This is a genomic window from Thalassospira sp. ABD4_177 (assembly GCF_056160125.1).
In genome coordinates this window covers 762513-788816 of sequence record NZ_JBSWWO010000001.1, presented here as the reverse complement: position 1 = coordinate 788816, position 26304 = coordinate 762513, and the positions used below count along the sequence as shown (strand labels likewise).

The following is a 26304-nucleotide window of genomic DNA, read 5'->3' as shown; positions in this document are numbered from 1 at the left end:
ACGCCCTTATATCCGCCAACCGGAATGAATGGCCGCAATCCCGCCAGACAGGTTGCGGTATTTTACACGTTCAAACCCGGCGGTCCGGATCATCGATGCGAAGGTTTCCTGATCGGGGAACTGGCGAATGCTTTCGGCCAGATACTGATAGGCATCGCGATTGCCCGCAATGAAGCGGCCAATTTCCGGCAAAAGCTTGAATGAATAGGTGTCATAAAGCTTGTCAAAGCCCGGCACGACCACCTTGGAAAATTCAAGACACTGGAACTTTCCGCCCGGACGCAGCACACGATAAGCTTCCGAAAGCGCTTCGTCGATGCGGGTCACATTGCGAATGCCAAAGGCAATCGTATAGGCATCAACCGACTGATCGGGCAGCGGCAATTTCTGCGCATCACCGACGGTCCAGTTGATATTTTTAAGAAGCCCGTAATCGACCGCGCGGTCGCGCCCGACATGAAGCATCTCGTAATTGATGTCACATACCGTGACCGACCCACCGCCATTTTTCAGGAAGCGAAACGCAATATCCCCGGTGCCCCCGGCAACGTCGAGAAGTTTCATTCCCGGACGCGGCTTGAGCTCGTTGATGAAGCTGTCTTTCCACAAGCGATGCACACCACCGCTCATCAGATCGTTCATCAAGTCATACTTGGAGGCGACAGTGTCAAACACCTCGCGCACCATGGATGCCTTCTGGCTTTCGGGAACATCACGAAAACCAAAATGGGTTGTGTTTTCGCCGGTTTCGCCCGCGGCAGGGTCTGTGTTCTTGCTCATGGGCGGGAAAATAGCGCAGCAATGATTATCCTGCCAGTGGAAAGCCACGCCAAAACGCAAATATCCTGTTGGATCGTGGTCATTTCTGATAAGTCAATCAGACGCGACAACCATTTGTTGCCAAGATTAGAGTGACGATAAGAGACGACAAGAACAGGATGCCCCGATGAGCTGCATGGTCAAAATCTGTGGAATTAACAGCGAAGATGCCGCGATTGCCGCCATGAGTGCCGGGGCCGACGCCCTTGGTTATGTGTTCTTCCCACCCAGCCCGCGTCATATATCGCTCAAGGGTGCCAAGACACTGACCGAACGCGTCCCCAACAGCATCTATAAGGTCGGCCTGTTTGTTGAAGCAGGTGATGAGGCCCTGGAAAACGCCATCACCGCAGGCAAACTTGATGTCATTCAGCTTCACGGGAAGGAAAGCCCGGAACGCGTGGCTGCGGTCAAGGAACGCTTTGGCCTTAAGGTCATGAAGGCCATTTCTGTGAGCACCGCCGACAACATCGAAAACGCCAAGAAAAACTATGACGGCGTTGCCGACTTCCTGCTGTTTGACGCCAAACCACCCAAGGACAGCGTCCTTCCCGGCGGCAATGCCGTGTCCTTTGACTGGACGCTTTTGACCGGCCAGAACTTCCAAAGCAACTGGATGCTGGCCGGTGGCCTGGATCCCAGCAATGTCGCCGAGGCCGTCAAGATCTCCGGCGCCCCCTGGGTCGATGTGTCATCAGGCGTGGAGCGCAGCAAGGGCGTCAAGGATGCCCGCAAAATTGCCGATTTCATCCACGCGGCAAAGGGTTACTGATCTACTCGATTAACCCCGGTCGATTGGTTTAACCATTTCTGAAATGATTGGCGCAAAACTTGGCGGGCATTAGTGCATCCATTGCCCGGACCGAGTACGCGCGCCATGAAACCGACCCTTCGATCAAGAACCCAGAAACTGCTGCATGGTGTCGACCGGGAGTCGCGCTTTTCGCTTCTGGTGCATCTGATCCTGGGCAGCGCGATCATCATCAATGTTGTCTCGGTCATCTTTGATTCGGTCGAAACCTTTGCCGAGCGCTATTTCTTTCTGTTTGCCGCCATCGAAATCATCTGCACGCTGATTTTCGCCGTTGAATATGGCCTGCGCGTCTGGTCAGCACCCGACAATCCGCGTTTCAACGGGCCGTTTGCGCGTCTGCGCTATATCCTGACCCCGATGGCGTTGATTGATCTTTTGGCGATCTTGCCAATCTTCCTGTGGTTCTTCACCAGCATCGATCTGCGCTTTATCCGTATCGTCCGCTTGCTACGCCTGTTGAAATTCACCCGCTATTCGACCGGGCTTGAATTGATGTTGCTGGTTTTTCGCCAGCAGCTTGGCATTTTTGGTGCGGCCAGTGCGGCGCTGGCCTGCATGCTGGTCTTTAGCGCCGGCGCGATCTATATCGCCGAGCATCAGGCCCAGCCCGAAGATTTCGGCAACCTGCTTGATGCGCTGTATTGGAGCGTCATCACCCTTGCCACGGTGGGGTATGGCGACGTTGTGCCGGTTACGCCATTTGGCAAGTTCCTCGCCAGTGTGATCTCGTTGACCGGGATCGGGATTGTGGCGGTGCCGGCCGGTATTCTGGCCTCGGCCTTTAACGCCGAACTGCGCCGCCGCGAAAGCGAATATCGCCATCAGGCCACCCGGCAGTTGCTCGGCAAACGCCTGACCGAACGGGTGCGAAGCAAGTTGCGCTCCCATCAGGAAGAGCTCGGCATCAGTGAAGAACAGGCGCAATGGATCATCGAGGACATCCGTGATGTCCACCGCAATGAAAGCGATGAAATCCTGACCTGTCCGCATTGTCATCAGCCGCTTCATCTTGAGCTGCGCGATGCCGAAACCACACCCCCGCCGCAAAAGTCTTGACGCCCGTGTTTTTTGGGCACATGTTTGGGGCATGAAAACACACGGCATGAACCCGACCCTTATTGCAAATCGTTGGTGGTGGCTCGCTTAAGCGGGCGGCCAAAAATCATGCCCTAAACATACCGGCCGCCTCATTCTTGCAGGCGGCTTTGTGTTTTCAGACCTTTCTCTTTCTCTGACGATCACACGGCTCCTGCAGTGCCTTGGCACCAAACAGGAGTAACAAACGTGACGACCCCGACCACCGAAACCGGCATTTCGACCGACAGCAGCGAATACCGCTACACCACCGATGGCGGTGTTTCCATCATTCGCCGCATGACAGAAATGCCTTACGAAAATGCGACCGAAGGCCTGATTGATGCTCTGGATGGCACCAAGGGCGTGTTGCTGTCTTCAAGCTATGAATTCCCGGGGCGCTATTCACGTTGGGATATAGGCTTTGATGCCCCGCCGCTGGAAATTGTCGGGCGTGAACGCGGTTTTGCCGTCCATGCCCTGAACGGTCGCGGTCAGGTGCTGCTTGATGTCATTGCCGGGGCGCTTGAAACCCACCCGCATGTCGAAAGCCTGACCAATGGCGAAGACGGGCTTTATGGCGTGATCAAAAAGCCCGCCGCCTGGTTCCCCGAAGAAGAACGCAGCCAGCAGCCCAGCCTGTTTTCAGTCGTCCGGGCGCTGCGCGATCTGTTCGGCCACAAGGGCGACGAGCGCCTCGGGCTTTATGGTGCTTTTGGCTATGACGTCGCGCTGCATTTCGAACAGATCAGTCTGCGCCAGGATCGTCCCAATGATCACAAGGACATCCATCTGTATCTGCCCGATCAACTGGTCACGGTTGACCATGCATCGCGTGTGGCAACCCGGATCGAGTATGAATTTATCACCCCTGATGGTCGCAGCACCGCCGGGCTGGAACGCACATCCCAACCCCATCCGCCATCACGCGGCAACAACGCCGCCATCGAAAACGACATGAAGCAGGGCGAATACGCTTCCATTGTCGAGGATGCCAAGCATCGCTTTGCCCGTGGTGAGTTGTTTGAAGTCGTGCCGAGCCGCGTCTTCCGCACCCCTTGCGCCACCAAACCGTCGGAAATTTTCCGCCGCCTGAAACGCCGCAACCCGGCCCCTTATGGCTTTTTGATCAATCTGGGGGACGGCGAACATCTGATTGGCGCATCGCCGGAAATGTATGTCCGCGTTAAAGGCCAGCGCATCGAAACCTGCCCGATCTCGGGCACCATCGCACGTGGCCGCGATGCGATCGAGGATGCCGAAAACATCCGCACATTGCTGAATTCGACCAAGGAAGAATCAGAACTTACCATGTGCACCGATGTCGATCGCAACGACAAGGCGCGCGTCTGCAAACCGGGCAGCATCCGTATTCTCGGCCGTCGTCAGATCGAAATGTATTCGCGCCTTATCCACACGGTTGATCACGTCGAAGGCCGCCTGCGGGATGGCTTTGATGCGCTTGATGCCTTCCTGACCCACTGCTGGGCGGTCACCGTTACCGGTGCGCCGAAACGGGCTGCCATGAAACATATCGAGTCTGTCGAACGCAGTTCACGTGCATGGTATGGCGGGGCGATTGGCGCGGTTCTGTGCAATGGCGATCTCAATACCGGTTTGACCCTGCGCACCGTGCGCCTCAAACAGGGTGTTGCCGAAGTCCGCGCTGGCGCGACGCTATTGTTTGATAGTGAACCCGACGCCGAAGAAGCCGAAACCGTCCTTAAGGCATCGGCGATGATTGATGCGGTCACGCGTGATGCCAAGGACGAGGTTGCCCTTGATCCGGCAAGCTCGGGCATTGGCAAACGTGTGCTTCTGATCGATCACGAAGACAGCTTTGTGCAAAATCTCGCCAGCTATATCCGCGCCACCGGGGCCGAAACCCTGACCCTGCGTCCGGGCTTCCCCGATCAGGCGTTTGAGGATTTCAAACCCGATCTGGTGTTCCTCTCCCCCGGTCCGGGGCGCCCGGATGACTATCACCTGCGTGACAGCATCGAACGCGCCTTGGCCGCAGGATTGCCGGTATTCGGGGTCTGTTTGGGTCTGCAGGGGATTGTCGAATTCTTTGGCGGGTCGCTTGGCCAACTTGTCACACCGATGCATGGCAAACCGTCAAAGGTGAAACTCGATACAACCGATCCGCTGTTTGATGGCCTGCCGGGTGACATCGTTGTCGGGCGTTATCATTCCCTGTTTGCCAAGGCGGCTGAAATGCCCGCCGATATCAAGGTAACAGCGCGTAGTGACGACGGGGTGATCATGGGCATTCGCCACAAGTCACTTCCGATCAGTGCCGTGCAGTTCCACCCTGAAAGCCTTTTGACCCTGCAGGGCGATGTCGGCATGCGCATGATCGCAAACCTTTTGCGCAACCCGCATGGCAACCGCCCAGACGAAGAAACCGACGAACAGGACGACACGACAAACAAGCAAGCGGCCGCAAACGACACCAAGGCCGCCTGATAGCGATACCTGCACCCTGATCTGCGATGCGTGCCAAGCCCCCCTGTCAAAGGCACAGAAACCAGCAGATCACACACAGCAACGGCCGTGCTCCTCCCTCGCGGCCGTTGCTTCTTTTTTTCAGGTATCGATCGCCTTACTCAGGCGTCATCATCATCCAGGGAGCCATCAATGACGGAGTAATCCGGCGGCGGAGCCTGACGGAATTTTTCCGGATCGCCTTTGCGTTTTTCGCGCGTGCGCGAAATCCAACCACCATAATGCGTTTCGGGCAGGGGTTCGGTCGGGCCACCGGCGCGCACCGGGCGCGGGGCAAACCGGCCCAGATTGATCACGCGATCATACATCACGATATTGGCCGCAATCGCCACATTGACACAGAAACTCATCGGGATCTTGATGATGAAATCGCATTTTTCCTGCATTTCATCAGACAGGTTGCCGCGTTCCGGCCCCAGGATATAGGCCGCCTGCGACGGATGCTTGAAGCTTGGCAATTCAATCGCATCGGGGGTCAGTTCAACACCGACCATCCGGCAGCCTTGCGGCAGAAACAGGTGTTCGTGATCCGGGAAGTGGTAGTAGGGCATCTGTTCGCCCGACTTTGACGTATCGGTAATGTTGGAGCGTTCCTGACGAAAGGCCGCATCCACCGTAAACGCAAAGCTTGCGCCAAAGGCATGGGCAGAACGAAACAGGGTGCCCACATTCAAAGGCTTGCTTGCCCCTTCAATTCCAATCCCGAAATAGCCGCGCATATCTTCCTCCGTGCCGCACCAACCGGCCGATGCCAACCTGATGCGAAAACAACTCCATGAAAACGTAGGGTCAAAACTCATTCAAATCACCACACCGGTCTCCCGGATTTGTGCGGATATGCGGAGCAAAATCGCAGGAAGATCTACATCTTTCAAGATTTTGCGACAAAATAGCCCGTGCAAATCCGGGAGATCCGAAGGGGACAGCGGCTATGAGAGAAAGCCTCTGCGTCAAATCCCTTGACCGGGGACCACCCCCCTCGGCGGGCTTTTCCTAGCTTTTTCTCTCATATCCGTTGCCGGAGTGGTGATTTGAATGAGTTTTGACCCTAGGGGGCTATACCCCCCCGGGCGCGATAAGGCAAGCACACCACCGGCCATGGTGATCACCTCAAACCCAAATCGATTTGGAACATGATCGCAGCTCTGTCGTTGACTCTCACAGATGGCAAAACGCCAAACAAACGAGCAAACCGTCAACCAAAGCAGGAGAAAACCATGAATTGGGATCAAATCGAAGGACGTTGGAAACAGCTTACCGGTGACGTCAAAAAACGATGGGGTCGCCTGACCGACGATGACGTCAATGCCATTGATGGCCAGCAGGACAAGCTGGTCGGACGCATTCAGGAAGCTTATGGCATTGAACGCGAGGAAGCCGACCGTCAGGTCCGTGAATGGTTCAACAGACTATAACTTCCCCGACGAATGCATAACCGGACATCCCCCGGTTCGTTTCGCGTGCCTGGATCATCCCCCCCTTGATCCGGGCGCGCGAAACTGCTTTTTATGCATCTGAGTTCTTTGTTTTCCCGCTTACAGGCCCATCATCATGCTCGTCAAATCCCCCTGCATCGGCACCTGCGTGCTCGACCCGAAATCGGGCTATTGCATGGGATGTTATCGCACCGGCGATGAAATTGGCGCCTGGATGGGCATGAGCGACGGCAACAAAAAGCGTATTATCGCCAAGGCAAAGCAACGCCGCGTCTCAGTCAAAAAAGAAGTTCCCGCCACCTGATCAATTACGGATCAAACTGTCCCGGTTGGATTTGGCAACGTCAGTGCTGGCTCTTCTGCAACTGCAAACGGACTTTCCTGTTTTGCCGCCCGTGTCGGGGCTGTTTTTGGCAAGGTAATCTGGAAAACCGTCCCAGCCCCTGGCATGGAAGAAACCTTGATCTGCCCCCCCAACGTGTTTTGCACAACATTCATCACGATCGCCAGCCCCATGCCCGTGCCACTGCTTGACGCGTTAATCGAATAGAACGGCTCGAAAATCCTGTCCTGATCTTCCAAAGAAATGCCAATCCCGTCATCGGCAACTTCCAAAAGGTAATAATCCGCGTCACGCGCGCTGACCCGGATACTGATCACACCTTTTTCACGCCCGACAAACGCATGCTGATGGGCATTCATGATCAGATTGAGGATCACCTGATCGACCGCGTCGCTATAACTTTTCATTTGCGCGGTTAGGGGCAAAGTCGTGCTCAGCTGCACACCGGTTTTTTCAAGCTGATTGCGCAGCGTTCTGACCAGATCGGTGACGACCTTGGTCAGATCAAAAACACGCTGGGTATGCACAATTTGATCAGTTGCTGTCTCGTTGAAGTGTTTCAAAAGATCTCTGGTCCGCTGGATGTTCTTTTGAAGGATCCTGTTGCCATCCAACAAAGCTTCAATCATCTCGATGCGTTCCTGATCAACGTCACCTACGTTCATCAGACGTTGTTGCAGCTCTTCAAGGTCCGCGGACATGGTTGTGCTGACCGTCAGCGCATTGCCAAGCGGTGTGCGCATCTCATGAGAAACACCGGCAACAATCCGGCCAAGGGCCGCATGGCGACCCTGAACCATCAGATCCCGTGTCAGCAGGGTCTGAAGCTTTGCGGCCTGGCGACGACGCAACATCAGGAAACCGATCCCGGCCGACACCGCGAAAATCAACGCCAGCATGAAGGTCACAAAAACAAGCATGATCTTTATGTTTCCCGACCAGGCCTGGTAAGATGGCGCACTTGAAATCAAGTGCAAACGCGGCTCTTCGGCCAGGACAATTCCCTCGGAAACACTCGAAAGCAGCTTTTCAACCGGTAGGGTTTCAACCTCATAAAGACGGTCTTCAAATTCGAAACCGGCCTGTGCCTCGACCGACGCGATACGACGCCAAAGATCCGGGTTTGACCGGGCAAGCGTCGTCCCTGCTTCAAGCATGAACCCCCAATTAAGATCGTTCTGCGCCCCGGCAAGCCAATAGCCTTCGGGGTTCAAAAGCTCCGTTCTGGTGTCACCCCCCCTTGCCACACCAAATGTTGCAAGGGGTGTGGCCATATCCAGATTGACGACGAAATACCCGACAATGGTTTGTTCGTCGGTTGTAATTGGCGCGACAAGTCGTGCGGTCGGACGCAGGGGCTGTTCTATCTCGCCATTTTCAACATTCAGGTCGAGCTTGCTGACATATACCTGCCCCGGACGCAGGGTTTCTGCCACCTCGAAATAGTATCTGCCCGACTTGTCCTGAAGTTCTTCTTCGGATGTGACAATGACATCCCGCTCACGCGCATCAACCCTTACCGCTTCCATGCCACTTGGCGACAGGATCCGAAGCTGACTGAACCGCTGGACTTCCATGGCAAGCTGGCGAAAATAGTTGATCGCGTCACCCGGGCGGGCCTCAAAGTTCTGGATTGCCGGGTTTAACATCGAGGTATGCAAGGTCTGAATCGACGTTTCGTACCACTGACGAATGTCTGCGGAACGATGGGTCACATCGACCACAAGACCGCGAACGGTCTGTTCGTCTTCGCGACTGCTTTCCACCTCAATCCAGAACGCCATAAGGCCAAGGAAAAGCAGCGCCCCGGCCAACGCCACACCCGCCGTGATACGCCAGAAATAGCCATTCTGAAACCATCGGGAATCCCACCCGTCAACAAGGGGGATGGCTGCATTTTGATCGGTCACGGCCCACGGATCAGTTTCTGTCATCGTTTGCCCGCCCATTCAGGTTCCGGTCTTTCAGCCACGCAACAAACTCGTCGGGCGCAAGTCCGGCGCTATAAAGGAACCCTTGGGCAAACTCGACACCAAGGCTTTGGCAGAACTTGTGCTGTTCGCGGGTTTCTATGCCCTCTGCAACGCAATCAATGCCAAGCGTCTGCGCAATCCCTGCTGCTGTTTCAGCCACATGGGTTGCATGACTTTCCGCCGACAGCACGCTGATAAAGGACTTGTCGATCTTGATGCCGCACACCGGCAGAATATCAAGATGCGTCAGGGACGAATATCCGGTACCAAAATCATCAAGCCAAAGTTCAAACCCTTCTTCGGCCAGTTTCTGCACACACGCTATGGCCTCACCATCATTGGTGAAATGCTGGGTCTCGGTGATTTCAAAGCATATCAATTCCGGACCAAGCCCAAGCTCATGACAGGCTTCAAGCAACTTTTCGACGAAGTCCATATTACCGATATCTTGCGCGGCAAGGTTCACCGCCGCCTTAAGCGCAGGAAGGTTTTCCTGTTGCAAGGACCGGTTCAGATCGCTGACGGCCTCAAGACACTGGAAGGTGATATCGTCACTCAGGCCGGCCCGCTCGGCAACCGGGATAAACCGGCCGGGCGAAACCGGAACACCATCATCTGTCCATCGGCAAAGAACTTCGTAGCCGACAACACGTTCGCTACCCAATCGGATCTTGGGCTGAAAGACAAAGGTCAGGAGACGATCCTGAACGGCCTGACGCAGCTTGCCAATCAGACGTAGCGTGTCCTGCACGTCATCAGCCATGGACGGTTCAAATTCTGCCGTCCCGCCCGGGCCTTTCTGTTTTTGTTTTAACAGGGTCAGCCGTGCGGCACGCTGAATATCGCTTGAGCATCGCCCCTGCGAGTTACCACGCACCACGCCAATGGTGGCCCGAACCACCACCGGGCTTCCGGCAACCTCGAACGGCTCGTCAAAGATTTTCTCAGCCGCAGAAACTTCGAATTCGCCGGTACTGTCAACAAGTCCCAATGTGTATTCCGCAACCCGGGCCACCAGCACAGTGTTACCGGCAATACTGTGCAAACGCTGATAGACGGCATTCATGATTTCTTCGAAGTAATTGACGCCAAACGCAACAACGAGCTCGGCGGCATCCTCTATCGAAACCATTGCGACCAACGCATGATTGCTGTCACCACGCGTGACATTCATCAGTTCCCGATCAAAGGCATTCTGATTGGGAATCCCGACCCGCTGATCAACAAATGCCAGTTCGCCCAGTTCGGTGATCAAGGCAAGGTTATCAAAACAGATCGCAAGATTTGTAACGAAAAGCTCTGTCAGAACAATGTCTTGCTGGCTCAGGCTTTGCTCATGCACAAAATAGATCAGCAACCGCCGACCGGTCTCGCTCTGATGGCTAAATACCATCTTGTCGCCGGAAACCACTGGTCCTCGACCATTTTTCAAACTTTCAAGAACCAGATCCTTATCGATGTCATCGACCTCGAACAGCCTCCTTCCAACATGCGGGGTAAACCGGCCGGTTCCCGAAAGAACAACCAACTCGTCTTCACTGTCGGGCAGTTCGGCCAACGCACAAATCCCGCCAGCCGGACTGACACGCAAGATCGCGGCAAGCTGTGTCAGGACACCTTCGGCAAACAGATCAAGGTTCTTGTTCTGATAAAGATGCTGCGTGCCTTCGATCACCATTTCCAGACCGGCGCGCGTTCCCTTCAGCGCGCGGATATAATCAACGGTTCGGATCGCCGTCGTAAGCGACGTGACAAGGCGCATGCGCGTCAACTCGTCCTTGGACCAGTAATCTTCGATTTCGTAATCGCGAATAACCACTTTTTCCGGGGCAGCACCGGGATACCCTGTGCGCAGGATGATGCGTTGTTCCCGGTACCCCTCGGCACGGATTTCCTCAACCAGACGCAATCCGCTATCGGGGTGTTCCATGACAACGTCGAGAAGGATCACCGCAATATCGGCTTCCTGATGCAGGATTTTCAACGCTTCGGCGGCCGAAAAGGCGTGAGTCAGTTCAAGGGGGCGTCCAAGGATTTTGACCCGCGAAAGCGCATAATCGGTTGCCTCATGCACATCCGTGTCATCATCAACAACCAGGATGCGCCATTTCGCATCTGTATGGGCATCTGTCTTGGGCTCATTTTCGATATATGAACCTGTCTTGGACGGCCAGGTTTCAATCGTTGCCGACTCTACCAAATGTTTTTCCCCTTGTTCATGCACCGTGGCACGCCCGAAAAGTCGTTCGGCCAAAAGCTTATTGTTATTGGGGCGTGGACAGAGAACACCCTTGCACAGGCACGAAACGAACTTTCCACTATAAAACTATACGTCTATATAGAGGTTGCTAATTTTCGATATAGGATCGGTTGAGCCGACGTTCCAGACCGTCATCACGCAAATTTTGTGGCTTTCTCCTAACGCAAGGCGATCTTTGGATATCTGCCTGCATTTACACGTACGAACGACACGCCGATTTTCAACCTTTGGGTTATGAAGTGAATTGATTTTACACGTATAAAAATAGTTGAATGGCGTTCGGTTGCGCGCAAGGACGCTTGGCGATATCTGTTGAGAAACGAAATGGATGACCCGAAAGATGCCTGACACAGCTCCATCCTCATCCGCCCTGCGCCAAATGCTGCGGCGTGCAGCGCGCGGGGTGCTTGCGACCATTGCACATGACCACAAACAGCTTGATGACGGCTGGCCAAAGGCCTCCATGGTGGTCCCGGCCTGTGACATTGATGGCAGCCCGATCTTGCTGATTTCCGAGCTTGCTGATCACACCCGTCACATCAAGGCAGATAACCGTGTTTCCCTGCTGGTGACCGCGGCCGATCTGGTTGCCCCTGCCACCCCGGATACCGGCATCCAGACCGACACGGCCCGACTGACCGTTTTTGGCAGCGCGCGCGATGTTACCGATCCGAACGGTCTGAAACGGATCCGTCAGCGCTATTTGCACGCCCATCCGGACGCCGCCCAATATGCCGATTTTGCTGATTTCGCCTTTTACCGGATGGATGTCGAGGCGATCTATTGGGTCGGTGGATTTGGCAAACAACGCCGACTGGGCGGTGACAAATTCATTCCTGCCGATGTCAGTGCCCTGATTGATGGCCATGACGGAATCATCGCGCACATGAATGCCGATCATCTTGATGCCCTGTGCGATATTGTCGGGCATTACACCACGGCCGACCCCGAAGCCGGTTGGCAGATGCAGTCTATTGATTGCGACGGCATGATTTTGGCTGCCAATTCACCGGAAAGCACTCCGCTCAGAATCGACTTCCCGAAACCGATCGGGACTCCGGGTGACGCACGCGATATTTTGGTCGAAATGTGCAAAATTTCGCGCGCATAAATCGGACTATTTGCATTCCGAACATTAAAGCCGCGACCCTGAAAATGTTATTTTCGCAAATGCAAAAAACCGTACGTTTTCCTAGGTATTAGGCAAAAGGAGCGGTTGCTTTTAAGACACCTTTGTAACAATATGTCTCAACACGACGGATTACCCACAATTTGTTGTGTGCAATAGGACATTAACCCCCAGCTCTTTTAATTCCCACCAGGAGAGATTCGTGCTGCAATCAGGACCCGTTGTCAGCCGTGTAGGCCTTGAAACTCATGGCCTCAAAAACCTTGGCGCCGTTCACTGGAACCTTGACGCTGCAGGCCTTTATGAACATGCGATCCGTCGCAACGAAGGCAAAATCGCCAAAGGCGGTGCCTTTGTCGCCCTGACTGGCGAACATACCGGCCGTTCCCCGCTTGACCGCTTTGTCGTCGAAGAAGAAAGCACCAAGGCAGATATCGATTGGGGCGATGTAAACCGCCCGGTCAGCCCCGAAGTATTTGAGCGCCTGTATCAGAAAGTGCGCGCATATTTCCAGGGCACCGAACTGTTCGTTCAGGATTGCTTTGCCGGTTCCGATCCGCGTTTCCGCCTGCCGGTGCGTGTGATCAACGAAAACGCATGGCATAACCTGTTTGCGCGTAACATGTTCATCCAGCCGCAGAAAGAAGAACTGCGCGACTTCGCGCCGGAATTCACCATTCTGCATGCACCTGGCCTTCAGGCTGATCCGGAAGTCGACGGTACCCGCTCCGAAGTCTTCGTCATGGTCAGTTTTGAGCGCAAAATGGTCATCGTCGGTGGCACCTGGTATGCCGGCGAAATGAAGAAATCGATCTTCTCGGTTCTCAACCACATCCTGCCGGCCAAGGGCGTCATGCCGATGCATTGCTCGGCCAACATGGGCAAGGACGGCGATACCGCCATCTTCTTTGGCCTGTCGGGCACCGGTAAAACCACCCTGTCGGCCGATGCGTCGCGCACGCTGATCGGTGATGACGAACATGGTTGGGGTGAAGACGGCGTCTTTAACTTCGAAGGCGGCTGCTATGCGAAAGTCATCAAGCTTTCCAAGGAAGCAGAACCGGAAATTCACGCCACGACCGAGCGTTTCGGCACCGTTCTTGAAAACGTTGTAATGAACAAGCAGTCGCGCGAGCTTGACCTCGACGATGCCCGTCACACCGAAAACACCCGTTCTTCCTATCCGATCGAATTCATCCCGAACGCATCGGAAGACGGCCGTGGCAACCATCCGAAAAACATCATCATGCTGACCTGTGATGCGTTTGGCGTTCTGCCGCCGATCGCAAAACTGTCCTCGGCACAGGCGATGTACCACTTCCTGTCGGGTTACACCGCGAAGGTTGCCGGCACCGAAAAAGGTGTCAAGGAACCGACCGCGGCATTCTCTGCCTGCTTTGGTGCGCCGTTCATGCCGCGTCATCCGTCGGTCTATGCCAAGCTGCTTGGCGAGATGATGGAAAAACACGAAGCCAATTGCTGGCTGGTCAATACCGGCTGGTCCGGTGGCGGCTATGGCGTTGGTTCGCGCATGAAGATTGCCTATACCCGTGGCCTGCTTAATGCAGCGCTCAATGGCGATCTGGAAAATGCCGACTTCGCAACCGACCCGTTCTTCGGTCTGGCCTATCCGACCGCGTGCGGCGACATCCCGGCAAACGTTCTTAACCCGCGTGAAAGCTGGAACGACAAGGCCGCCTATGACAAGGCCGCTGCCAACCTGACCGGCCTGTTCGAAAAGAACTTCGCGAAGTTCGAAGAACATGTCACCGACGACGTCCGCGAAGCGGCCATCCGCAACAGCGCGGAAGTAAAAGCCGCCGAATAATCGGCGCGCATATCGAACGTTTTTTTGCAAAAGGCCGGTGTTCATCACCGGCCTTTTCATTTATCGCGCCTTGATTGACGACCACCCTGACACGATTCAACTCTTACATCACACCTAAAACATGATAGCATTTTGATCTCGTTGATTTTTTTGGAATAGTTCAAACACGATCGCGATGAGTTGGGCCGAACGTTCTCAGGATTGCCATTTGCACAACCGCGCGATTGACCGGCGCCAAATGCTGTGCGCAATGGCAACCTTTATCGCACTGATCGTTTGTGTCCTATTTCTGGTTGGCACGACCGATCCGGCATCTGCCCAGAATTCCCTGATCCCGCCGGCGGGCAACCAGCCGACCGTCACATTGGCCTGCAATCCCTTCCCGCCGTCAAAGATTGCCTCGAACGCGCCCTTGCCCGGCTATGACATCGAGGTGCTGCGTGCGGCATTTGCCACCCGCAATATCACCCTGATCACCCCGTTCTATCCGTGGCAGCGGGCCTATTTCCTGGCCCGAACCGGGCAGGTCGATGGGCTGTGTTCGTGTAGCTACCTACCTGAACGCGAGGAAGACCTTTTTTATTCTTATCTGCTCGGCCATGTCCGGGTCGCGTTTTATGCCATCGGCGACAGGGCCCTTGGCGGGCTTGAAAAAATTGCAGATGCCAAGAACATGACCATCGGGGTCATCAATGGCTATAGCCTTGAGGCCAGGGCACGCGAAGCCGGACTGGATGTCCTGCTTGTGAACAGCGAAGCCACCCTACTTGATATGCTTTTGACACGGCGACTGGATGTCGCGCTGTCCTATAAGGCGCCAATGGATTTCCAGCTCCACAAGGCAGATCGCAAAATTGGCGATCGTGAGCTGATCCGGTCCAAAGTGATTTCCAACAATCCGTATTTTTCCTGCATCTCGCGCAAGGCCAAAAACCCGAAAGCCCTGATGCGCGAACTTAATGCCGGTCTTGTCGCAATTCGCGAAAACGGCATTTATGACCGCATTCTCGCAAGATACGGTGTCTTCAACGAAGAGATTGATCCCTTACAGGACTGACCGCGCGCAATCATCATCACGTCCAGACGGCCGGGACACTCATCATGGATGACGCTCTTGGACGATGCTGGCCTAGCGCCTGAAAATCGCATCGCGCCAATAAAGCGTGATATCGGTTTCAGGCTTTCCGAACAGATAGCCTTGCGCGAAATCAAACCCCGCCTTGGTGACGAGGTCGCGCATCTTATCGGTTTCAATCATTTCGGCAACAACCTCGACATCGATATCGTGGCACAGATCAACCAGCGAACGCAGGAAGGCCAATCCCTTGGCCGTTTTGGTGGATTGCCGGATCGATTCCCCGTCAATCTTGACATAATCAATGTCCATTGCACTCAGATATCGGAAATTCGACGCGCCAGTACCGAAATCATCAAGGCAGATCTCGATCCCGAATTCCCGGAACTGGGCAATCCATTTGGCTGCCGTATCAATATCGTTGATTTCCGCGGTTTCGGTGATCTCAAGCATCAATTGACCAAGGGTATCGCGATTGCGCTCAAACAACGCAATCACCGACCGGCAGAAATCCGGGTTTTCCAATGAATGTCCGGAAACATTGACCGCTACGCGGGCCGTAATCCCCAGATCAAGCTGCGATCTGATCCATTTCAGGTTCCGGCGCAGCATGGCCAGATCAAGCCGGTGCACCAGATTGACCTGCTCGGCGAAATTGACCAGTTCCTGGGTCGGGATCAGTTTGCCGTCATCATCATAGAACCGGACAAGGACCTCGAAATGGTGGATTTCGGCTGTCGGCAGACGCACGATCGGCTGATAGACCGTATCAAATTTCAATTGATCGATCCGCGTGCCGAAATCCTGCATCGCCGAAAAGGTACTATTGACCAGATTGTCCGCCTGCCCCAACAGGCGCGAAAAGGTAAAACTGTGTTCCTGACGATCACAGAACCGCCGGATGGAATACAAAACCCCGCGCGCCAGATCACCCGGCGGAATAAGTTCGGCGGTAAAATCGGTCACGGTGGAACTGACCTTGATGCCGCCCCCAGCCGGATCGGCATCGCGCACGCATTCGGAAATGCGGTTTTCAAGCTCGCCAATCGGAACATCCGGGCGGTGCAACATGCCAAATTGCTCTTTGCCCAAGCGTCCGGCCGTATCACCGGCCACCGAATGGGCACGCAAAAACGCCCCGACACTTGCCATAAGCTCGGCCCGTTCGACTTTCTGCATCCGTTCGCAAAGCGGATCAAAGGCATTCAGCGTCATCAGGGTGAATTTATGCTCTGCCCCGGTTTCACGTTGGGCGACAAGCCGTTCGGTCACGACCTTTGAAAGGCTTTCTTCATCCAGAAGACCTGTGGCGTTATCGCGCTGAAGCGTGGCCACGATATCGGGTGACAGGCTATTGACCGCCACACGAAGGGCGACAAAAAAATGATCGCCAAGATCAGGCAGAAAATAGCCACTCATGGAAACCGGCGGGCTTAGCATGTCGCCCTTCTGGTCAAAGCGGACCTGAATATTGTCCATCCGCCCGCGCCGACGCGCAACCTGCAACATCTCGGTTACAAGCGGACGATACTGCTTTGCCAGAAACTGGGTGAAAGATGTCCCTGCAAGGTCTTGCGGGCGATGGCCCAGAATTCCGTCTGACGCGCCGGATGCAAAAACAATGCGCAGATCCCCATCCAGCTCAAGAAGAAGATCCCCCCACACAAACGCCAATGCGGCAAAACGGTTTCGCTCGTTCCGCAGTTCGGTTGTTCGAGCCTTTAAAACTTTCTCCAATGCACCCTCTCACGCTGCCCGGATCTAAAAGCGATTTCCCCTTCCCCCGAACATGGAAACCACCCTGATTGCCTTAATGGCTTTCGGTCATTTTCGCCGCTTCTGCTTAACAAGGGTTTTACAAACCGCAATTTCCTATGCGAACGGATAATCGCGCCTAGACCAGACGTTGAAGACCAAATCCCAACGCCCTTTTGCATCCTCAAAGATCAAATGACCGCGCAAAGACCGCCGGGTGATCCTGATGGTTTGCAAGACCGTAAGGATCGCTTACAAAGGTTAGCGCGCTCGCGCGCACCACCACCCATGCATATTCCGGAAGGCCCCAGCTCATGACCACCGCCTCGAAACGCACATCCGCATTGCCCCGCGTTGATGATGACAGCGTGCTAATCTTTGATCTCGACAACACGCTGTATCCGGCGGCGTGCAACCTGTTTTCACAGGTTTCCGATCTGATCGGGCAATATGTGCGCGATGCGCTAAAGCTTGAGGCCAGCGAAGCCTATCGGGTGCAAAAGGACTATTTCCATCGTTATGGCACCACGCTCCGCGGATTGATGACCGAACATGAAATCGATCCGGCCGATTATCTGGCCAAGGTCCATGACATTGATCTGTCGGTGGTGGACCCGGCCCCCGATCTTGCCAGTGCACTTGATGGCCTTCCGGGACGCAAACTGATTTTCACCAACGCGTCGCGCGGTCATGCGGAACGGGTGATGGATCGTCTGGGTATTGCCGATCATTTCGAAACCATCTTTGACATTGTAGATGCCGATTACATCCCCAAGCCCAAGCAAGAACCCTATGACCTGTTTTTGGCGCGCGATGGCATCGACCCGACCCGTGCGGTCTATTTCGAAGACATGGCCAAAAACCTTCTGCCGGCCAAGGATATGGGCATGACCACCGTCTGGGTGCATACCGATATCGAATGGGCGCAGGATGGGCGCGATGATCCGCGCATTGACCATGAAACCGACGACCTTGTCGGCTTCTTGCGTGGTCTTTCCAACGGGGCGTAAGCAAACCCGGCGCAAAAGGCCAATTTGTCATCGTTCCAGGATTGAGCTTGGCCCTGTGATCGGCTATTTCTATCGCGCGCCCAAATGGGATAGATGGGCGAAAGGGATCAGGAACGGAAATCTGCCTGAAACAGGCATTTCTACGTAAACTGGCGGAGTTGACTTCATGGCCGGGTTTGACCATTCTCCGCCGACGCAATTTTGGCTGACCGCAAGGACCTTCGAAAAATGAACACAACCGAGCTTGAAGGCGTGATCAACGTCGCATGGGAAAACCGCGACGAAATCAATTCCGCCACGCAGGGCGAAATCCGCAAGGCTGTTGAACAGGCGCTTGGCGCCATGGATTCCGGCAAACTGCGTGTTGCCGAAAAGATTGACGGCAAATGGGTTGTCAATCAGTGGGCCAAAAAGGCGGTCCTGCTGTCTTTCCGTCTCAATGACATGACCACCATCGCAGGCGGTCCGGGCGAAAACACCAACTGGTGGGACAAGGTCCAGTCCAAATTCGAAGGGTGGAGCGACGCCGAATTTAAATCTGCCGGTTTCCGCGCTGTTCCGGGCAGCATCGTGCGCCGTTCGGCCTATGTCGCACCGGGCACCGTTTTGATGCCGTCCTTTGTGAACCTTGGCGCCTATGTTGATACCGGTGTCATGGTTGATACCTGGGCAACGGTTGGATCATGCGCCCAGATCGGTAAAAACGTTCACCTTTCAGGTGGTGCCGGTATCGGTGGCGTGCTTGAGCCGCTTCAGGCCGGCCCGGTCATCATCGAAGACAATGCCTTTATCGGTGCGCGTTCGGAAATCGTCGAAGGTGTCATCGTCGAAGAAGGGGCCGTCATATCGATGGGTGTCTTCATCGGCGCATCGACCAAAATCATCGACCGCACCACCGGCGAAACCTTTGTCGGCCGCGTTCCGGCCTATTCGGTTGTCGTTCCGGGCAGCATTCCGGGCAAACCGCTTCCCGATGGCACCCCGGGGCCGAGCCTGTATTGCGCGGTTATCATCAAACGCGTTGATGAAAAGACCCGCTCGAAAACCTCGATCAACGAACTTCTGCGCGACTGATTTCCAGTCCGCGAAGCGATCATGATATAAGGGGCGAAACGGATGGCTGTTTCGCCCTTTAATGTATATTTGTTCCTATTTTGTTTCACGTGAAACATAAAAATAGGTGCAAATTCCTATTTTCGCGCCCCCCAAAGACCACGAGAATGCCAATGTCCACCGCCCTTGAACTTGCACAATCCCTGATCCGCTGCCCGTCGGTAACACCTGCCGATGAAGGCGCGCTTGATGTTTTGCAAAAGGCGCTTGAGGCACGGGAATTTTCCTGCACGCGCAAGGTCTTTGTGGGTGATGGCAGTGATGCCATCGACAATCTCTATGCCCGCCTTGGCACCGAGGGCCGCAATTTCTGTTTTGCCGGTCACACCGATGTTGTGCCCGCCGGCGACAGTAGTGCCTGGACGGTTGATCCGTTCGGCGGCGAGGTCATTGATGGTCGTCTGTTTGGCCGTGGTGCTGTGGATATGAAAACCGGCATCGCCTGCTTTGTTGGCGGTGTGGATGTGTTCCTTGCCGCCCATCCGGATTTTGATGAATCGATCTCGTTCCTGATCACCGGCGATGAAGAAGCCGATGCGATCAATGGCACGGTCAAACTGGTCGAATGGTGCGATCAGGAAGGCGAGAAATTCGATGCCTGCCTAGTAGGTGAGCCGACCAACCCGAAACATCTCGGCGAGATGATGAAGGTTGGCCGTCGCGGATCCATCACCGGCTGGCTGACGGTTTATGGCGCACAGGGCCACGTCGCCTATCCGCATCTGGCCGACAACCCGGTCCCACGCATGATCAAGACGCTTGATGTTCTAAATTCCCGCGAGCTTGATCAGGGCACCGATCATTTCCAGCCCAGCAACCTTGAAATCACCACGGTTGATGCCGGAAATGCCGCAACCAACGTTGTTCCGGCCAAGGTCAGTGCGGCGTTCAACATCCGCTTTAATGATCAGCACAAGGGTGCGGATCTTAAAAAATGGATCGAGGATGTCTGTGCCGAGCATGCCGGCGCGTATGACCTCAAAGTCAAGATTTCCGGCGAAGCCTTCCTGTCCAATCCGGGCAAACTCGCCAATCTGATTGCCGATGCCTCGGAAAAGGTCACTGGCAAACGCCCGGAAATGAGCACGACAGGCGGCACGTCCGATGCGCGATTTATTCAGAAATACACCGAAGTCGCAGAGTTTGGTCTGGTCGGGCAAAGCATGCACAAGGTCGATGAACATGCCATGGTCGATGACATCGAAAACCTTGTGAAAATCTACGCGGAAATCCTGTCCGGTTTTTACGACTGATCAGCCTGTTTTCTGACCGGCCTGTGTCGGTAACCGATCACGTGATTGCAGGATCGTATGGCGCGTGGCGCCCAGAATATCCTCGGCAATCTTGGCATCAACCGCACGACTTAAAACCACAGCCCCGACCATCATCGCCAGCATCGATGTCGCTTCTGTGCGGTAGTCGTCAGGAACATCCGGCAGTTCTGTCTCGCCATCGACGGGGACGGGTGTGTCCATGCCGGCAACCCCGTCTTCCTTTGCCAGTTTCCAGGCAAGCTTTCCCGATGCCTGATCAATCAATTTTGAAAACGCTTTGCGGGCCTGATCACCCGATCGCGACACTTCCGTCGACAGGGTCGGCAAGGCGCATCCAAGGTCCGGGTTCTCGATATGGGCGCGTGACAGATAAAGTTCGGCAAAAGATGTGACCCAGTCCCTTCCGGACATCTCTGCCTTGCGCAGTTTTGCCAGTACCGGCGAAGACAAAAGCGACATGCCATTTTCAACACAGGCAACAAACAGGTCTTCCTTGTTCTTGAAATGCGCGTAAAACCCGCCGCGTGTCAGCCCCGCCCCCGCCATCACCTGATCAATCGTGATGTTTTCAAAGCCGTATTTTTTAAAAAGCGCACTCGCCGCATTGACGATGCGAATGCGGGTTTTGGCTTTGTGTGTCGGCGCATAGGGCATTTCGAACTCCATCACGTCATCGGATGTCGGTTTGGGCAACAGGGCCACCATGACACACCTAGATAATATGTTCTTGAACATATTATGAGCGACGTAATCCTGTCTGCAAGTTCATGTCGCCACCCTTGGAGCTTGTCATGTCGGATATCACAATCATCGGAATGCCGCGCAGCAGCCTGACCCGAACTGTGCGTATCGCCTGCCTTGAAAAGGAAATCGCATTTGAGTTCAGCAGTCGTAACGTCCAGACGCCCGGCCATCCGCCAACGTCGGAGCTTTTGCAAAGCAACCCGTTTGGCAAGGTGCCGGTCCTGACCCACAGGTCGTTTGTTCTCTATGAAACCGCGGCCATTTGCCGATATATCGACGATAACTTTCCGGGACCACTCCTGCGCCCGGTAAGTGCCCAAAAGATTGCGCGCATGAACCAATGGATTAGCCTTGCCATGACCCGGCTGGATCAGGACATCATCCGCAACTTCGTCATTCCGATGGTCTTTGCCGAGGACGCCAAACGTCATGATCCGGGCTTTGCCATCCAGATGAACAAGATGGCCGATCACATCCGGTATGACTTGCAGGTCTTGAACGCGGCCTACGCCGATGGCTGGCTTTTTGGCGACCGTTTCACCATTCCCGACATGATGATCATGCCAATGATCCATTATCTGGTGGCGATGCCCGGTGGGCCGGAAATGCTGGGCGATGCGCCCCATGTCGAAACCGCCTTTGAGCTTTTCAAGGCGCGCAGTTCCGCCGCCCAGACCGATCCGCTTTTACCCGAAAAGCTTTTGAAAACGGCCTAGTCCGCGTACCGCCACCCTGACGTTCCCCTTAGTCACGTCAGGGTCCTCAGCCACCACAGACGGGGAAACCCTTCCCCGACTTCCCCCGACCTTGGGCGAAATCCCTGTTTGTGGTGGCTGTTTTTTTTGGATTTACGGCGTCCAGGTAATCGGCACATAGCCCGGAACGGCCGTCATGCGATCAAGCCACGCACGAATGCCTGGATATGGTTCGAGGCTGATTTTGCCAAGCTCGGCCCGATGCGTGTAGGCATAAAGCGAGATATCGGCAATGGTCAGCGACTCACCCACCAGCCAGTTATGGCCTGAAAGACGTTTTTCCATCAGATCAAGCGCACGCTTGGCCCCGGCCTGCTTCATCGGCTCCAGAATATCGGCATGGTCCGGCAGACCTTTGATCTCATACCAGGAAATCAGAACAGCGACGTTTGGTTCATGATCATATTGTTCAAAGAACAGCCAGCTCATCATATCGGCCCGCTCATAGGCGTCCTTGGGGATTAAATTGGTCCCCTCAGCCAGATAGATCAGGATGGCGTTGCTTTCGGCCAGACTCCGGCCATCATCAAGGACAAGTGCGGGAATTTTGCCGTTCGGATTGACCTTTTCCAGGTATTCCGGCGTGCGGGTTTCGCCTTTCATGATGTCGCGTTCGATATATTCGAACTTTTGACCCAGTATCGAAAGCATCAAACGGACTTTATAGCCGTTCCCCGACATCAAATAGTCATTCAAAATCATTGTGATAATCCTTGTGGCACATGCGTTGAGAACACTCGATAACTGCATTGGCCGGCCGGGTTTGATATTTGCCGCTGGATCGCAATCCGACAATCGAATAGTTTTGACCTTATTGTTCAACATTCTTGATCAAATTTTCTGATCAAAGGAGGCGCCATGGATTCCGATCTGCTCAGAAGCTTCGTCGCCTTTGCCGAATGCGGCAGCTTCAACCGTGCAGCCGACCGCATTGGTCGCACGCCATCGGCCTTCTCCATGCAGATGAAACGCCTTGAAGAACTGGTCGATAACAAGCTGTTTGAACGTGACGGACGCAATGTCCAACTGACCCACGAAGGCATCACCTTTGTCGGCTATGCCCGTCGGATTCTCAGCCTGACGGACGAGGCGATGGGACAGTTACGCTCGCAGGAAGTCACCCGCCCGATCCGCATCGGCTGCCCCGATGATTACGCGCAAAAGATTTTGCCGATTGTTCTGCGCGCCATCAGTGCCGTGCATCCGACCGCGCGCTTTTTTGTGTCGGTCAATCCGACGATCCTTCTGCGCCGGATGCTTGATCAGGGCGAACTTGATCTGTCGATCATCAGCCGATCGGAAAAAGGCGAAGAAGGTTATTTCCTGCGTCACGAACCTGGGGTCTGGATGACCTCGCCGATCCATAATCAACATCATCTTGATCCCCTGCCGCTCGTACTTCCGGCTGAGGACTGCAAATTCCATGCTTGGGCGATTGATGCCTTTTCGAAGTCCAATCGCGCGTTCAACCTTTATGCCACCTCGCGCCAGGCGGCCTCGATGCTTCATCTGGTGCGCGACGGCCTTGGGGTTGCCGCCCTTGCTGCCGCCAGCGTGACGGATGAATTCAAAATCCTCGATGCCCGTGATGGCTTCCCGCCGCTTCCGGCAGTCGGGGTTGCCGTGATGCTGGCCGATGATACCCATCCGCTGGTTAATCGCCAGCTTGCCAGTGCCATTCAGAAATATGTCGCCCATCAATTTGAAGATGACTTGACCAAACCCGCAGCAAGCTGATTGGATGCGCGCCCTACACCAACTCAAAATCAACATATCCCGGATAGACCCACGCGCATGATGACCAAGCCACGCCTGAATATCTGCACGACCTGCACCGCTTCAAACGCCGACGCACCAAGCAATCCGCGACATGGTCAGACACTGTTTGATCGCATACAGGAAATCTGTGCAACGCGTGATTTGCCATTTGATCTCAAACCGGTTGAATGCCTGACCAATTGCAAGTCCGGCTGCTCGGTTGCGCTGAACGGATCGGGCAAATGGGGATATGTTTATGGCAATGTCGACCCCGACAGCATGATTGATGACCTGTGCGAACTGGCGTCAAAATATGCCGAAAGCGAAAAGGGGATTGTTGCCTGGCGTGAACGCCCAGACGCCCTGCGCCGTAATGTCGTGGCCCGCATTCCGCCACTAGACTAAATGCACTTGGCGTCCCCCCTATCCGGGCAAATCGGAATGGTGGTGTTGCCATAGATGATCTGCAACCCCACTGTCCTTTAGCTTAGCAATCAATTGATTGAATGTTTCAGGCGATATTGCCGATTTACCGGACAGCACAGACACAAGATCATATCGCGCATCTGGCATCACACTGAACACCAACTTGTCAATCAGTTCGGGGTGTTCATTGAACTTTGTAGTCAGGAATCCGGCAGAGATGACGCCAATCGGTGCTTCACCGGCCAGCAGTCCGTTTAGAACATCCTGTTCATTATAGCGCAGCAAGACATCATAGTTTGCCTCAAGAAATGCCGGATCGGCATTAAAATCAGCAAAACTGTAATGAAAACCAAGCACACACAATATTGGATAGCGAAGCACATCGGAGAACAGAACCTGTGGGTCCTCTCCACCGGCAAGGGCGACATACAGATCGCTTTCGATCAAAAGCGTATCTGAAAACTGGACATCAAATGAATGCCATTCCCATTTCTCACTATCGAGGAGAATAAGATCAAACTCGCCACTCATAAGGTCTTCATAACGCCGACGGGATGACGTTTCTACGAGTCTGAATTCGTAGTCTTTCTGAAAATCGTTAAGAAGATCGATAAGTTGCGGGGCAATTCCTCTTGGCTGGCCATTTTCATAGAAAAACACATCGCTATATTCATAGGCTCCGACCTTGATCCGAACAGGCTCGTTAGCCTTTGCCGACAGTACGCCGAACAAAATTACAGCCATACCTGCGACGAAGCCTGTTAAAGCCGCGTGGCACAGAAAACGTATCGCTACCAAAGTTTTCCCAAACATCAACCTCATCCACAACAGCGGCGCCATCGCAATAGCGACGATGACAAAGTAATCTGTAGAACTATATGCGTCGTGCGCACCAGTTTTCCAGAAGGAAGCGGGCAATTGATATCGGTCGTGGCAAATTAATGCCTTTTTCGGGCAGGTTCGGCACATCATCGCGATGTACCCACATGGCAAATTCGATCTCGTCATTGTCAGGCACAAGCTCGGTGGTTTCGGCCTCGGCCACAAAGCCCAGCATCAATGATCCCGGAAATGGCCAGGGCTGGGATGCGACATATTGCGGTCGCTTGATCTTGATCCCGACTTCCTCGAACACCTCACGGGCGACCGCCTGTTCAAGGGTTTCACCCGGCTCGACAAAGCCCGCCAGCACCGACACCATCCCGGGCAGGAATTGTGGCGACCGTGCCAGCAACACATGATCCTGATGATGGATCAGCATGATCACGGCCGGATCGGTGCGCGGGAAATGCGATTTGCCACAATCGGGATTACTGCATTGCAGACGATATCCCGCCTCCGCCACCTGGTTGGGATGGCCGCACGCCCCGCAAAACTGATGGCCCTGATGCCAATGGAAAATGGCGCGCGCCTGCGCGGCAAGGCCCGCCTCATCAATGGAAAGATTGGCCATACGGGTGCGCATGTCACCAAACCCGCCGCCCAGTTTCCGCACCGCTTCGTCACGATCGGAAACCACCGGTGCGATATCCACCGCAATCACCGGCCCGGCTTCATCGCGGCCAAGGTAAATCCACTGCCCACCATGCAGATCAACATCGAGATGCGGAACCGCCGGGGCACCAAGCACCACCAGTTCATGGGCATCCATGTCTTCGGGCCAGGCAAAGAGCGGATCGCCCGCATGACAGATCAGGATGCGCAACGACTCCTCGGCCAACAGAACCTGTTGCCAGTCATCGCGCTTGCGCAACATGGCATCGCGATCAAGATCGACAGATTCATAAAACAGCCTGTTCATGGCAGTGGTTTTCCCAAAATTCTTTTTGGCAAATATCGACCAAACCCATGGGATCGCCGATATTTCCTGTGGTGACGGATGAAGACATTAACGCGCGCAACGGCCTGCCAAAAGCCACGATTGCTTGAACACAGAAAAAATCCCAGCCAACGCTTGCGTTCTACCCATCTTTGCGCGATATAGGGGGCGAGAGGCTGGCAGTGGACGGACCGCTCGCCAACCCGGTCAGGACCGGAAGGTAGCAGCCGTAACGAGTTTTTCCGGGTCGCTGTTCAGTCTCTCACCCTTTCATTTCTCCCTTTGAAATCGCTGATAATTGCCATGCCCCTGACATTCACGGGCAGATGGGTTTTTGTATGGGAAATTTCCCACTTGGCCTTTCCCATCGGGCTTCGAAGCTGCTAAAACC

Annotated in this window: 24 protein-coding genes and 1 other RNA gene; 15 read left to right on the top strand and 10 right to left on the bottom strand. The window is 54.6% G+C overall.

Translation table 11 applies throughout. The features are described 5' to 3' along the window. Positions 1 to 6 precede the first annotated feature (6 nt). A complete protein-coding gene (gene ubiE, locus ACXAF0_RS03655; RefSeq protein WP_475343846.1) occupies positions 7 to 780 on the bottom strand; it encodes a bifunctional demethylmenaquinone methyltransferase/2-methoxy-6-polyprenyl-1,4-benzoquinol methylase UbiE in 774 nt (257 codons plus the stop codon). Between the two features lie 166 nt (positions 781 to 946). On the opposite strand from ubiE, the gene ACXAF0_RS03650 reads away from it, so the two are divergent. From ACXAF0_RS03650 to ACXAF0_RS03640, 3 genes are all read left to right on the top strand, one after another. Further along, the gene (locus tag ACXAF0_RS03650) at positions 947 to 1591 is read left to right on the top strand and encodes a phosphoribosylanthranilate isomerase (protein ID WP_475343844.1); all 645 of its coding nucleotides are present in this window, start codon (positions 947 to 949) and stop codon (positions 1589 to 1591) included. Between the two features lie 105 nt (positions 1592 to 1696). Next, positions 1697 to 2689, top strand: coding sequence for an ion transporter (locus ACXAF0_RS03645; protein WP_475343843.1), 993 nt, complete (start codon positions 1697 to 1699; stop codon positions 2687 to 2689). A 228-nt stretch (positions 2690 to 2917) separates the two neighbouring features. Next, positions 2918 to 5176: an anthranilate synthase component I gene (locus tag ACXAF0_RS03640; protein ID WP_475343841.1), complete on the top strand. Its 2259-nt coding sequence runs from the start codon at positions 2918 to 2920 to the stop codon at positions 5174 to 5176. 140 nt (positions 5177 to 5316) lie between these two features. On the opposite strand, the gene ACXAF0_RS03635 is transcribed toward ACXAF0_RS03640, so the two are convergent. Continuing rightward, the gene (locus ACXAF0_RS03635; protein ID WP_475343840.1) at positions 5317 to 5934 is read right to left on the bottom strand and encodes an RNA methyltransferase; all 618 of its coding nucleotides are present in this window, start codon (positions 5932 to 5934) and stop codon (positions 5317 to 5319) included. Positions 5935 to 6432: 498 nt separating this feature from the next. Between ACXAF0_RS03635 and ACXAF0_RS03630 the strand changes: the two genes are divergently transcribed. Continuing rightward, positions 6433 to 6630: a CsbD family protein gene (locus ACXAF0_RS03630; RefSeq protein ID WP_475343838.1), complete on the top strand. Its 198-nt coding sequence runs from the start codon at positions 6433 to 6435 to the stop codon at positions 6628 to 6630. A gap of 136 nt (positions 6631 to 6766) precedes the next feature. Beyond that, on the top strand, positions 6767 to 6955 hold the full coding sequence (locus ACXAF0_RS03625; RefSeq protein ID WP_475343837.1) for a DUF1289 domain-containing protein: 189 nt from the start codon (positions 6767 to 6769) through the stop codon (positions 6953 to 6955). Between the two features lie 11 nt (positions 6956 to 6966). Here ACXAF0_RS03625 and ACXAF0_RS03620 read toward each other — a convergent pair whose 3' ends face one another. Further along, positions 6967 to 8928, bottom strand: coding sequence for a sensor histidine kinase (locus ACXAF0_RS03620; protein WP_475343835.1), 1962 nt, complete (start codon positions 8926 to 8928; stop codon positions 6967 to 6969). After that, a complete protein-coding gene (locus ACXAF0_RS03615; protein WP_475343833.1) occupies positions 8915 to 11167 on the bottom strand; it encodes an EAL domain-containing protein in 2253 nt (750 codons plus the stop codon). Before ACXAF0_RS03615 ends, ACXAF0_RS03620 begins: the two co-directional genes overlap by 14 nt. Positions 11168 to 11567: 400 nt before the next feature. Here ACXAF0_RS03615 and ACXAF0_RS03610 point away from each other — a divergent pair, with 400 nt between their 5' ends. The 3 genes from ACXAF0_RS03610 to ACXAF0_RS03600 all read left to right on the top strand — a co-directional run bounded on the left by ACXAF0_RS03610 (position 11568) and on the right by ACXAF0_RS03600 (position 15241). Continuing rightward, positions 11568 to 12338 carry a HugZ family pyridoxamine 5'-phosphate oxidase gene (locus ACXAF0_RS03610; RefSeq protein WP_475343832.1) on the top strand — a complete coding sequence of 257 codons (771 nt, stop codon included), beginning with the start codon at positions 11568 to 11570 and terminating at the stop codon, positions 12336 to 12338. Positions 12339 to 12558: 220 nt separating this feature from the next. After that, positions 12559 to 14184 (top strand): phosphoenolpyruvate carboxykinase, encoded by a 1626-nt coding sequence (locus ACXAF0_RS03605; protein WP_475343830.1) that lies wholly within the window; start codon positions 12559 to 12561, stop codon positions 14182 to 14184. 175 nt (positions 14185 to 14359) lie between these two features. Beyond that, positions 14360 to 15241: a substrate-binding periplasmic protein gene (locus tag ACXAF0_RS03600; protein WP_475343829.1), complete on the top strand. Its 882-nt coding sequence runs from the start codon at positions 14360 to 14362 to the stop codon at positions 15239 to 15241. A gap of 72 nt (positions 15242 to 15313) precedes the next feature. Here the strand turns inward: ACXAF0_RS03600 and ACXAF0_RS03595 are convergent, their stop codons facing one another. Further along, complete coding sequence (locus tag ACXAF0_RS03595; RefSeq protein ID WP_475343827.1) at positions 15314 to 16924, bottom strand: EAL domain-containing protein; 1611 nt, start codon at positions 16922 to 16924, stop codon at positions 15314 to 15316. A gap of 274 nt (positions 16925 to 17198) precedes the next feature. Next, the gene (locus tag ACXAF0_RS03590) at positions 17199 to 17330 is read right to left on the bottom strand and encodes a hypothetical protein (protein ID WP_475343825.1); all 132 of its coding nucleotides are present in this window, start codon (positions 17328 to 17330) and stop codon (positions 17199 to 17201) included. Between ACXAF0_RS03590 and ACXAF0_RS03585 the strand changes: the two genes are divergently transcribed. From ACXAF0_RS03585 to dapE, 3 genes are all read left to right on the top strand, one after another. After that, positions 17329 to 18024, top strand: a complete 696-nt coding sequence (locus ACXAF0_RS03585) for a pyrimidine 5'-nucleotidase (protein WP_475343824.1) — start codon at positions 17329 to 17331, stop codon at positions 18022 to 18024. The two genes, ACXAF0_RS03590 and ACXAF0_RS03585, sit on opposite strands and share 2 nt — an antisense overlap. A gap of 228 nt (positions 18025 to 18252) precedes the next feature. After that, complete coding sequence (dapD, locus tag ACXAF0_RS03580) at positions 18253 to 19098, top strand: 2,3,4,5-tetrahydropyridine-2,6-dicarboxylate N-succinyltransferase (RefSeq protein ID WP_475343822.1); 846 nt, start codon at positions 18253 to 18255, stop codon at positions 19096 to 19098. A gap of 152 nt (positions 19099 to 19250) precedes the next feature. Beyond that, complete coding sequence (gene dapE / locus ACXAF0_RS03575) at positions 19251 to 20390, top strand: succinyl-diaminopimelate desuccinylase (protein ID WP_475343820.1); 1140 nt, start codon at positions 19251 to 19253, stop codon at positions 20388 to 20390. On the opposite strand, the gene ACXAF0_RS03570 is transcribed toward dapE, so the two are convergent. Beyond that, on the bottom strand, positions 20391 to 21104 hold the full coding sequence (locus tag ACXAF0_RS03570) for a TetR/AcrR family transcriptional regulator (protein ID WP_475343817.1): 714 nt from the start codon (positions 21102 to 21104) through the stop codon (positions 20391 to 20393). It abuts the gene before it with no gap. A gap of 98 nt (positions 21105 to 21202) precedes the next feature. On the opposite strand from ACXAF0_RS03570, the gene ACXAF0_RS03565 reads away from it, so the two are divergent. Then, positions 21203 to 21871: a glutathione S-transferase family protein gene (locus ACXAF0_RS03565; RefSeq protein WP_475343813.1), complete on the top strand. Its 669-nt coding sequence runs from the start codon at positions 21203 to 21205 to the stop codon at positions 21869 to 21871. 132 nt (positions 21872 to 22003) lie between these two features. On the opposite strand, the gene ACXAF0_RS03560 is transcribed toward ACXAF0_RS03565, so the two are convergent. Next, a complete protein-coding gene (locus ACXAF0_RS03560; protein ID WP_475343811.1) occupies positions 22004 to 22612 on the bottom strand; it encodes a glutathione S-transferase family protein in 609 nt (202 codons plus the stop codon). A gap of 156 nt (positions 22613 to 22768) precedes the next feature. Between ACXAF0_RS03560 and ACXAF0_RS03555 the strand changes: the two genes are divergently transcribed. Together ACXAF0_RS03555 and ACXAF0_RS03550 are read left to right on the top strand one after the other, a co-directional pair. Next, on the top strand, positions 22769 to 23647 hold the full coding sequence (locus ACXAF0_RS03555; RefSeq protein ID WP_475343807.1) for a LysR family transcriptional regulator: 879 nt from the start codon (positions 22769 to 22771) through the stop codon (positions 23645 to 23647). Positions 23648 to 23704: 57 nt separating this feature from the next. Next, positions 23705 to 24073 (top strand): DUF1636 family protein, encoded by a 369-nt coding sequence (locus tag ACXAF0_RS03550; RefSeq protein ID WP_475343803.1) that lies wholly within the window; start codon positions 23705 to 23707, stop codon positions 24071 to 24073. A gap of 18 nt (positions 24074 to 24091) precedes the next feature. Here ACXAF0_RS03550 and ACXAF0_RS03545 read toward each other — a convergent pair whose 3' ends face one another. Continuing rightward, a complete protein-coding gene (locus ACXAF0_RS03545; RefSeq protein ID WP_475343801.1) occupies positions 24092 to 24907 on the bottom strand; it encodes a hypothetical protein in 816 nt (271 codons plus the stop codon). A gap of 61 nt (positions 24908 to 24968) precedes the next feature. Next, entirely contained in the window at positions 24969 to 25895 is a 927-nt protein-coding gene (gene nudC, locus ACXAF0_RS03540; protein ID WP_475343798.1) for an NAD(+) diphosphatase, read from the bottom strand. Between the two features lie 189 nt (positions 25896 to 26084). Between nudC and ffs the strand changes: the two genes are divergently transcribed. Continuing rightward, positions 26085 to 26179, top strand: an RNA gene (gene ffs / locus ACXAF0_RS03535) — signal recognition particle sRNA small type. The last annotated feature ends 125 nt before the right edge of the window (positions 26180 to 26304 follow it).

Excerpts from the sequence above, each read along its gene's own strand:
- ubiE (WP_475343846.1), bottom strand. The coding sequence starts at position 780 with ATGAGCAAGAACACAGACCCTGCCGCGGGCGAAACCGGCGAAAACACA.
- ACXAF0_RS03650 (WP_475343844.1), top strand. The coding sequence starts at position 947 with ATGAGCTGCATGGTCAAAATCTGTGGAATTAACAGCGAAGATGCCGCG.
- ACXAF0_RS03645 (WP_475343843.1), top strand. The coding sequence starts at position 1,697 with ATGAAACCGACCCTTCGATCAAGAACCCAGAAACTGCTGCATGGTGTC.
- ACXAF0_RS03635 (WP_475343840.1), bottom strand. The coding sequence starts at position 5,934 with ATGCGCGGCTATTTCGGGATTGGAATTGAAGGGGCAAGCAAGCCTTTG.
- ACXAF0_RS03630 (WP_475343838.1), top strand. The coding sequence starts at position 6,433 with ATGAATTGGGATCAAATCGAAGGACGTTGGAAACAGCTTACCGGTGAC.
- ACXAF0_RS03625 (WP_475343837.1), top strand. The coding sequence starts at position 6,767 with ATGCTCGTCAAATCCCCCTGCATCGGCACCTGCGTGCTCGACCCGAAA.
- ACXAF0_RS03620 (WP_475343835.1), bottom strand. The coding sequence starts at position 8,928 with ATGACAGAAACTGATCCGTGGGCCGTGACCGATCAAAATGCAGCCATC.
- ACXAF0_RS03610 (WP_475343832.1), top strand. The coding sequence starts at position 11,568 with ATGCCTGACACAGCTCCATCCTCATCCGCCCTGCGCCAAATGCTGCGG.
- ACXAF0_RS03600 (WP_475343829.1), top strand. The coding sequence starts at position 14,360 with ATGAGTTGGGCCGAACGTTCTCAGGATTGCCATTTGCACAACCGCGCG.
- ACXAF0_RS03585 (WP_475343824.1), top strand. The coding sequence starts at position 17,329 with ATGACCACCGCCTCGAAACGCACATCCGCATTGCCCCGCGTTGATGAT.
- ACXAF0_RS03590 (WP_475343825.1), bottom strand. The coding sequence starts at position 17,330 with ATGAGCTGGGGCCTTCCGGAATATGCATGGGTGGTGGTGCGCGCGAGC.
- dapD (WP_475343822.1), top strand. The coding sequence starts at position 18,253 with ATGAACACAACCGAGCTTGAAGGCGTGATCAACGTCGCATGGGAAAAC.
- dapE (WP_475343820.1), top strand. The coding sequence starts at position 19,251 with ATGTCCACCGCCCTTGAACTTGCACAATCCCTGATCCGCTGCCCGTCG.
- ACXAF0_RS03565 (WP_475343813.1), top strand. The coding sequence starts at position 21,203 with ATGTCGGATATCACAATCATCGGAATGCCGCGCAGCAGCCTGACCCGA.
- ACXAF0_RS03560 (WP_475343811.1), bottom strand. The coding sequence starts at position 22,612 with ATGATTTTGAATGACTATTTGATGTCGGGGAACGGCTATAAAGTCCGT.
- ACXAF0_RS03555 (WP_475343807.1), top strand. The coding sequence starts at position 22,769 with ATGGATTCCGATCTGCTCAGAAGCTTCGTCGCCTTTGCCGAATGCGGC.
- ACXAF0_RS03550 (WP_475343803.1), top strand. The coding sequence starts at position 23,705 with ATGATGACCAAGCCACGCCTGAATATCTGCACGACCTGCACCGCTTCA.
- ACXAF0_RS03545 (WP_475343801.1), bottom strand. The coding sequence starts at position 24,907 with ATGTTTGGGAAAACTTTGGTAGCGATACGTTTTCTGTGCCACGCGGCT.
- nudC (WP_475343798.1), bottom strand. The coding sequence starts at position 25,895 with ATGAACAGGCTGTTTTATGAATCTGTCGATCTTGATCGCGATGCCATG.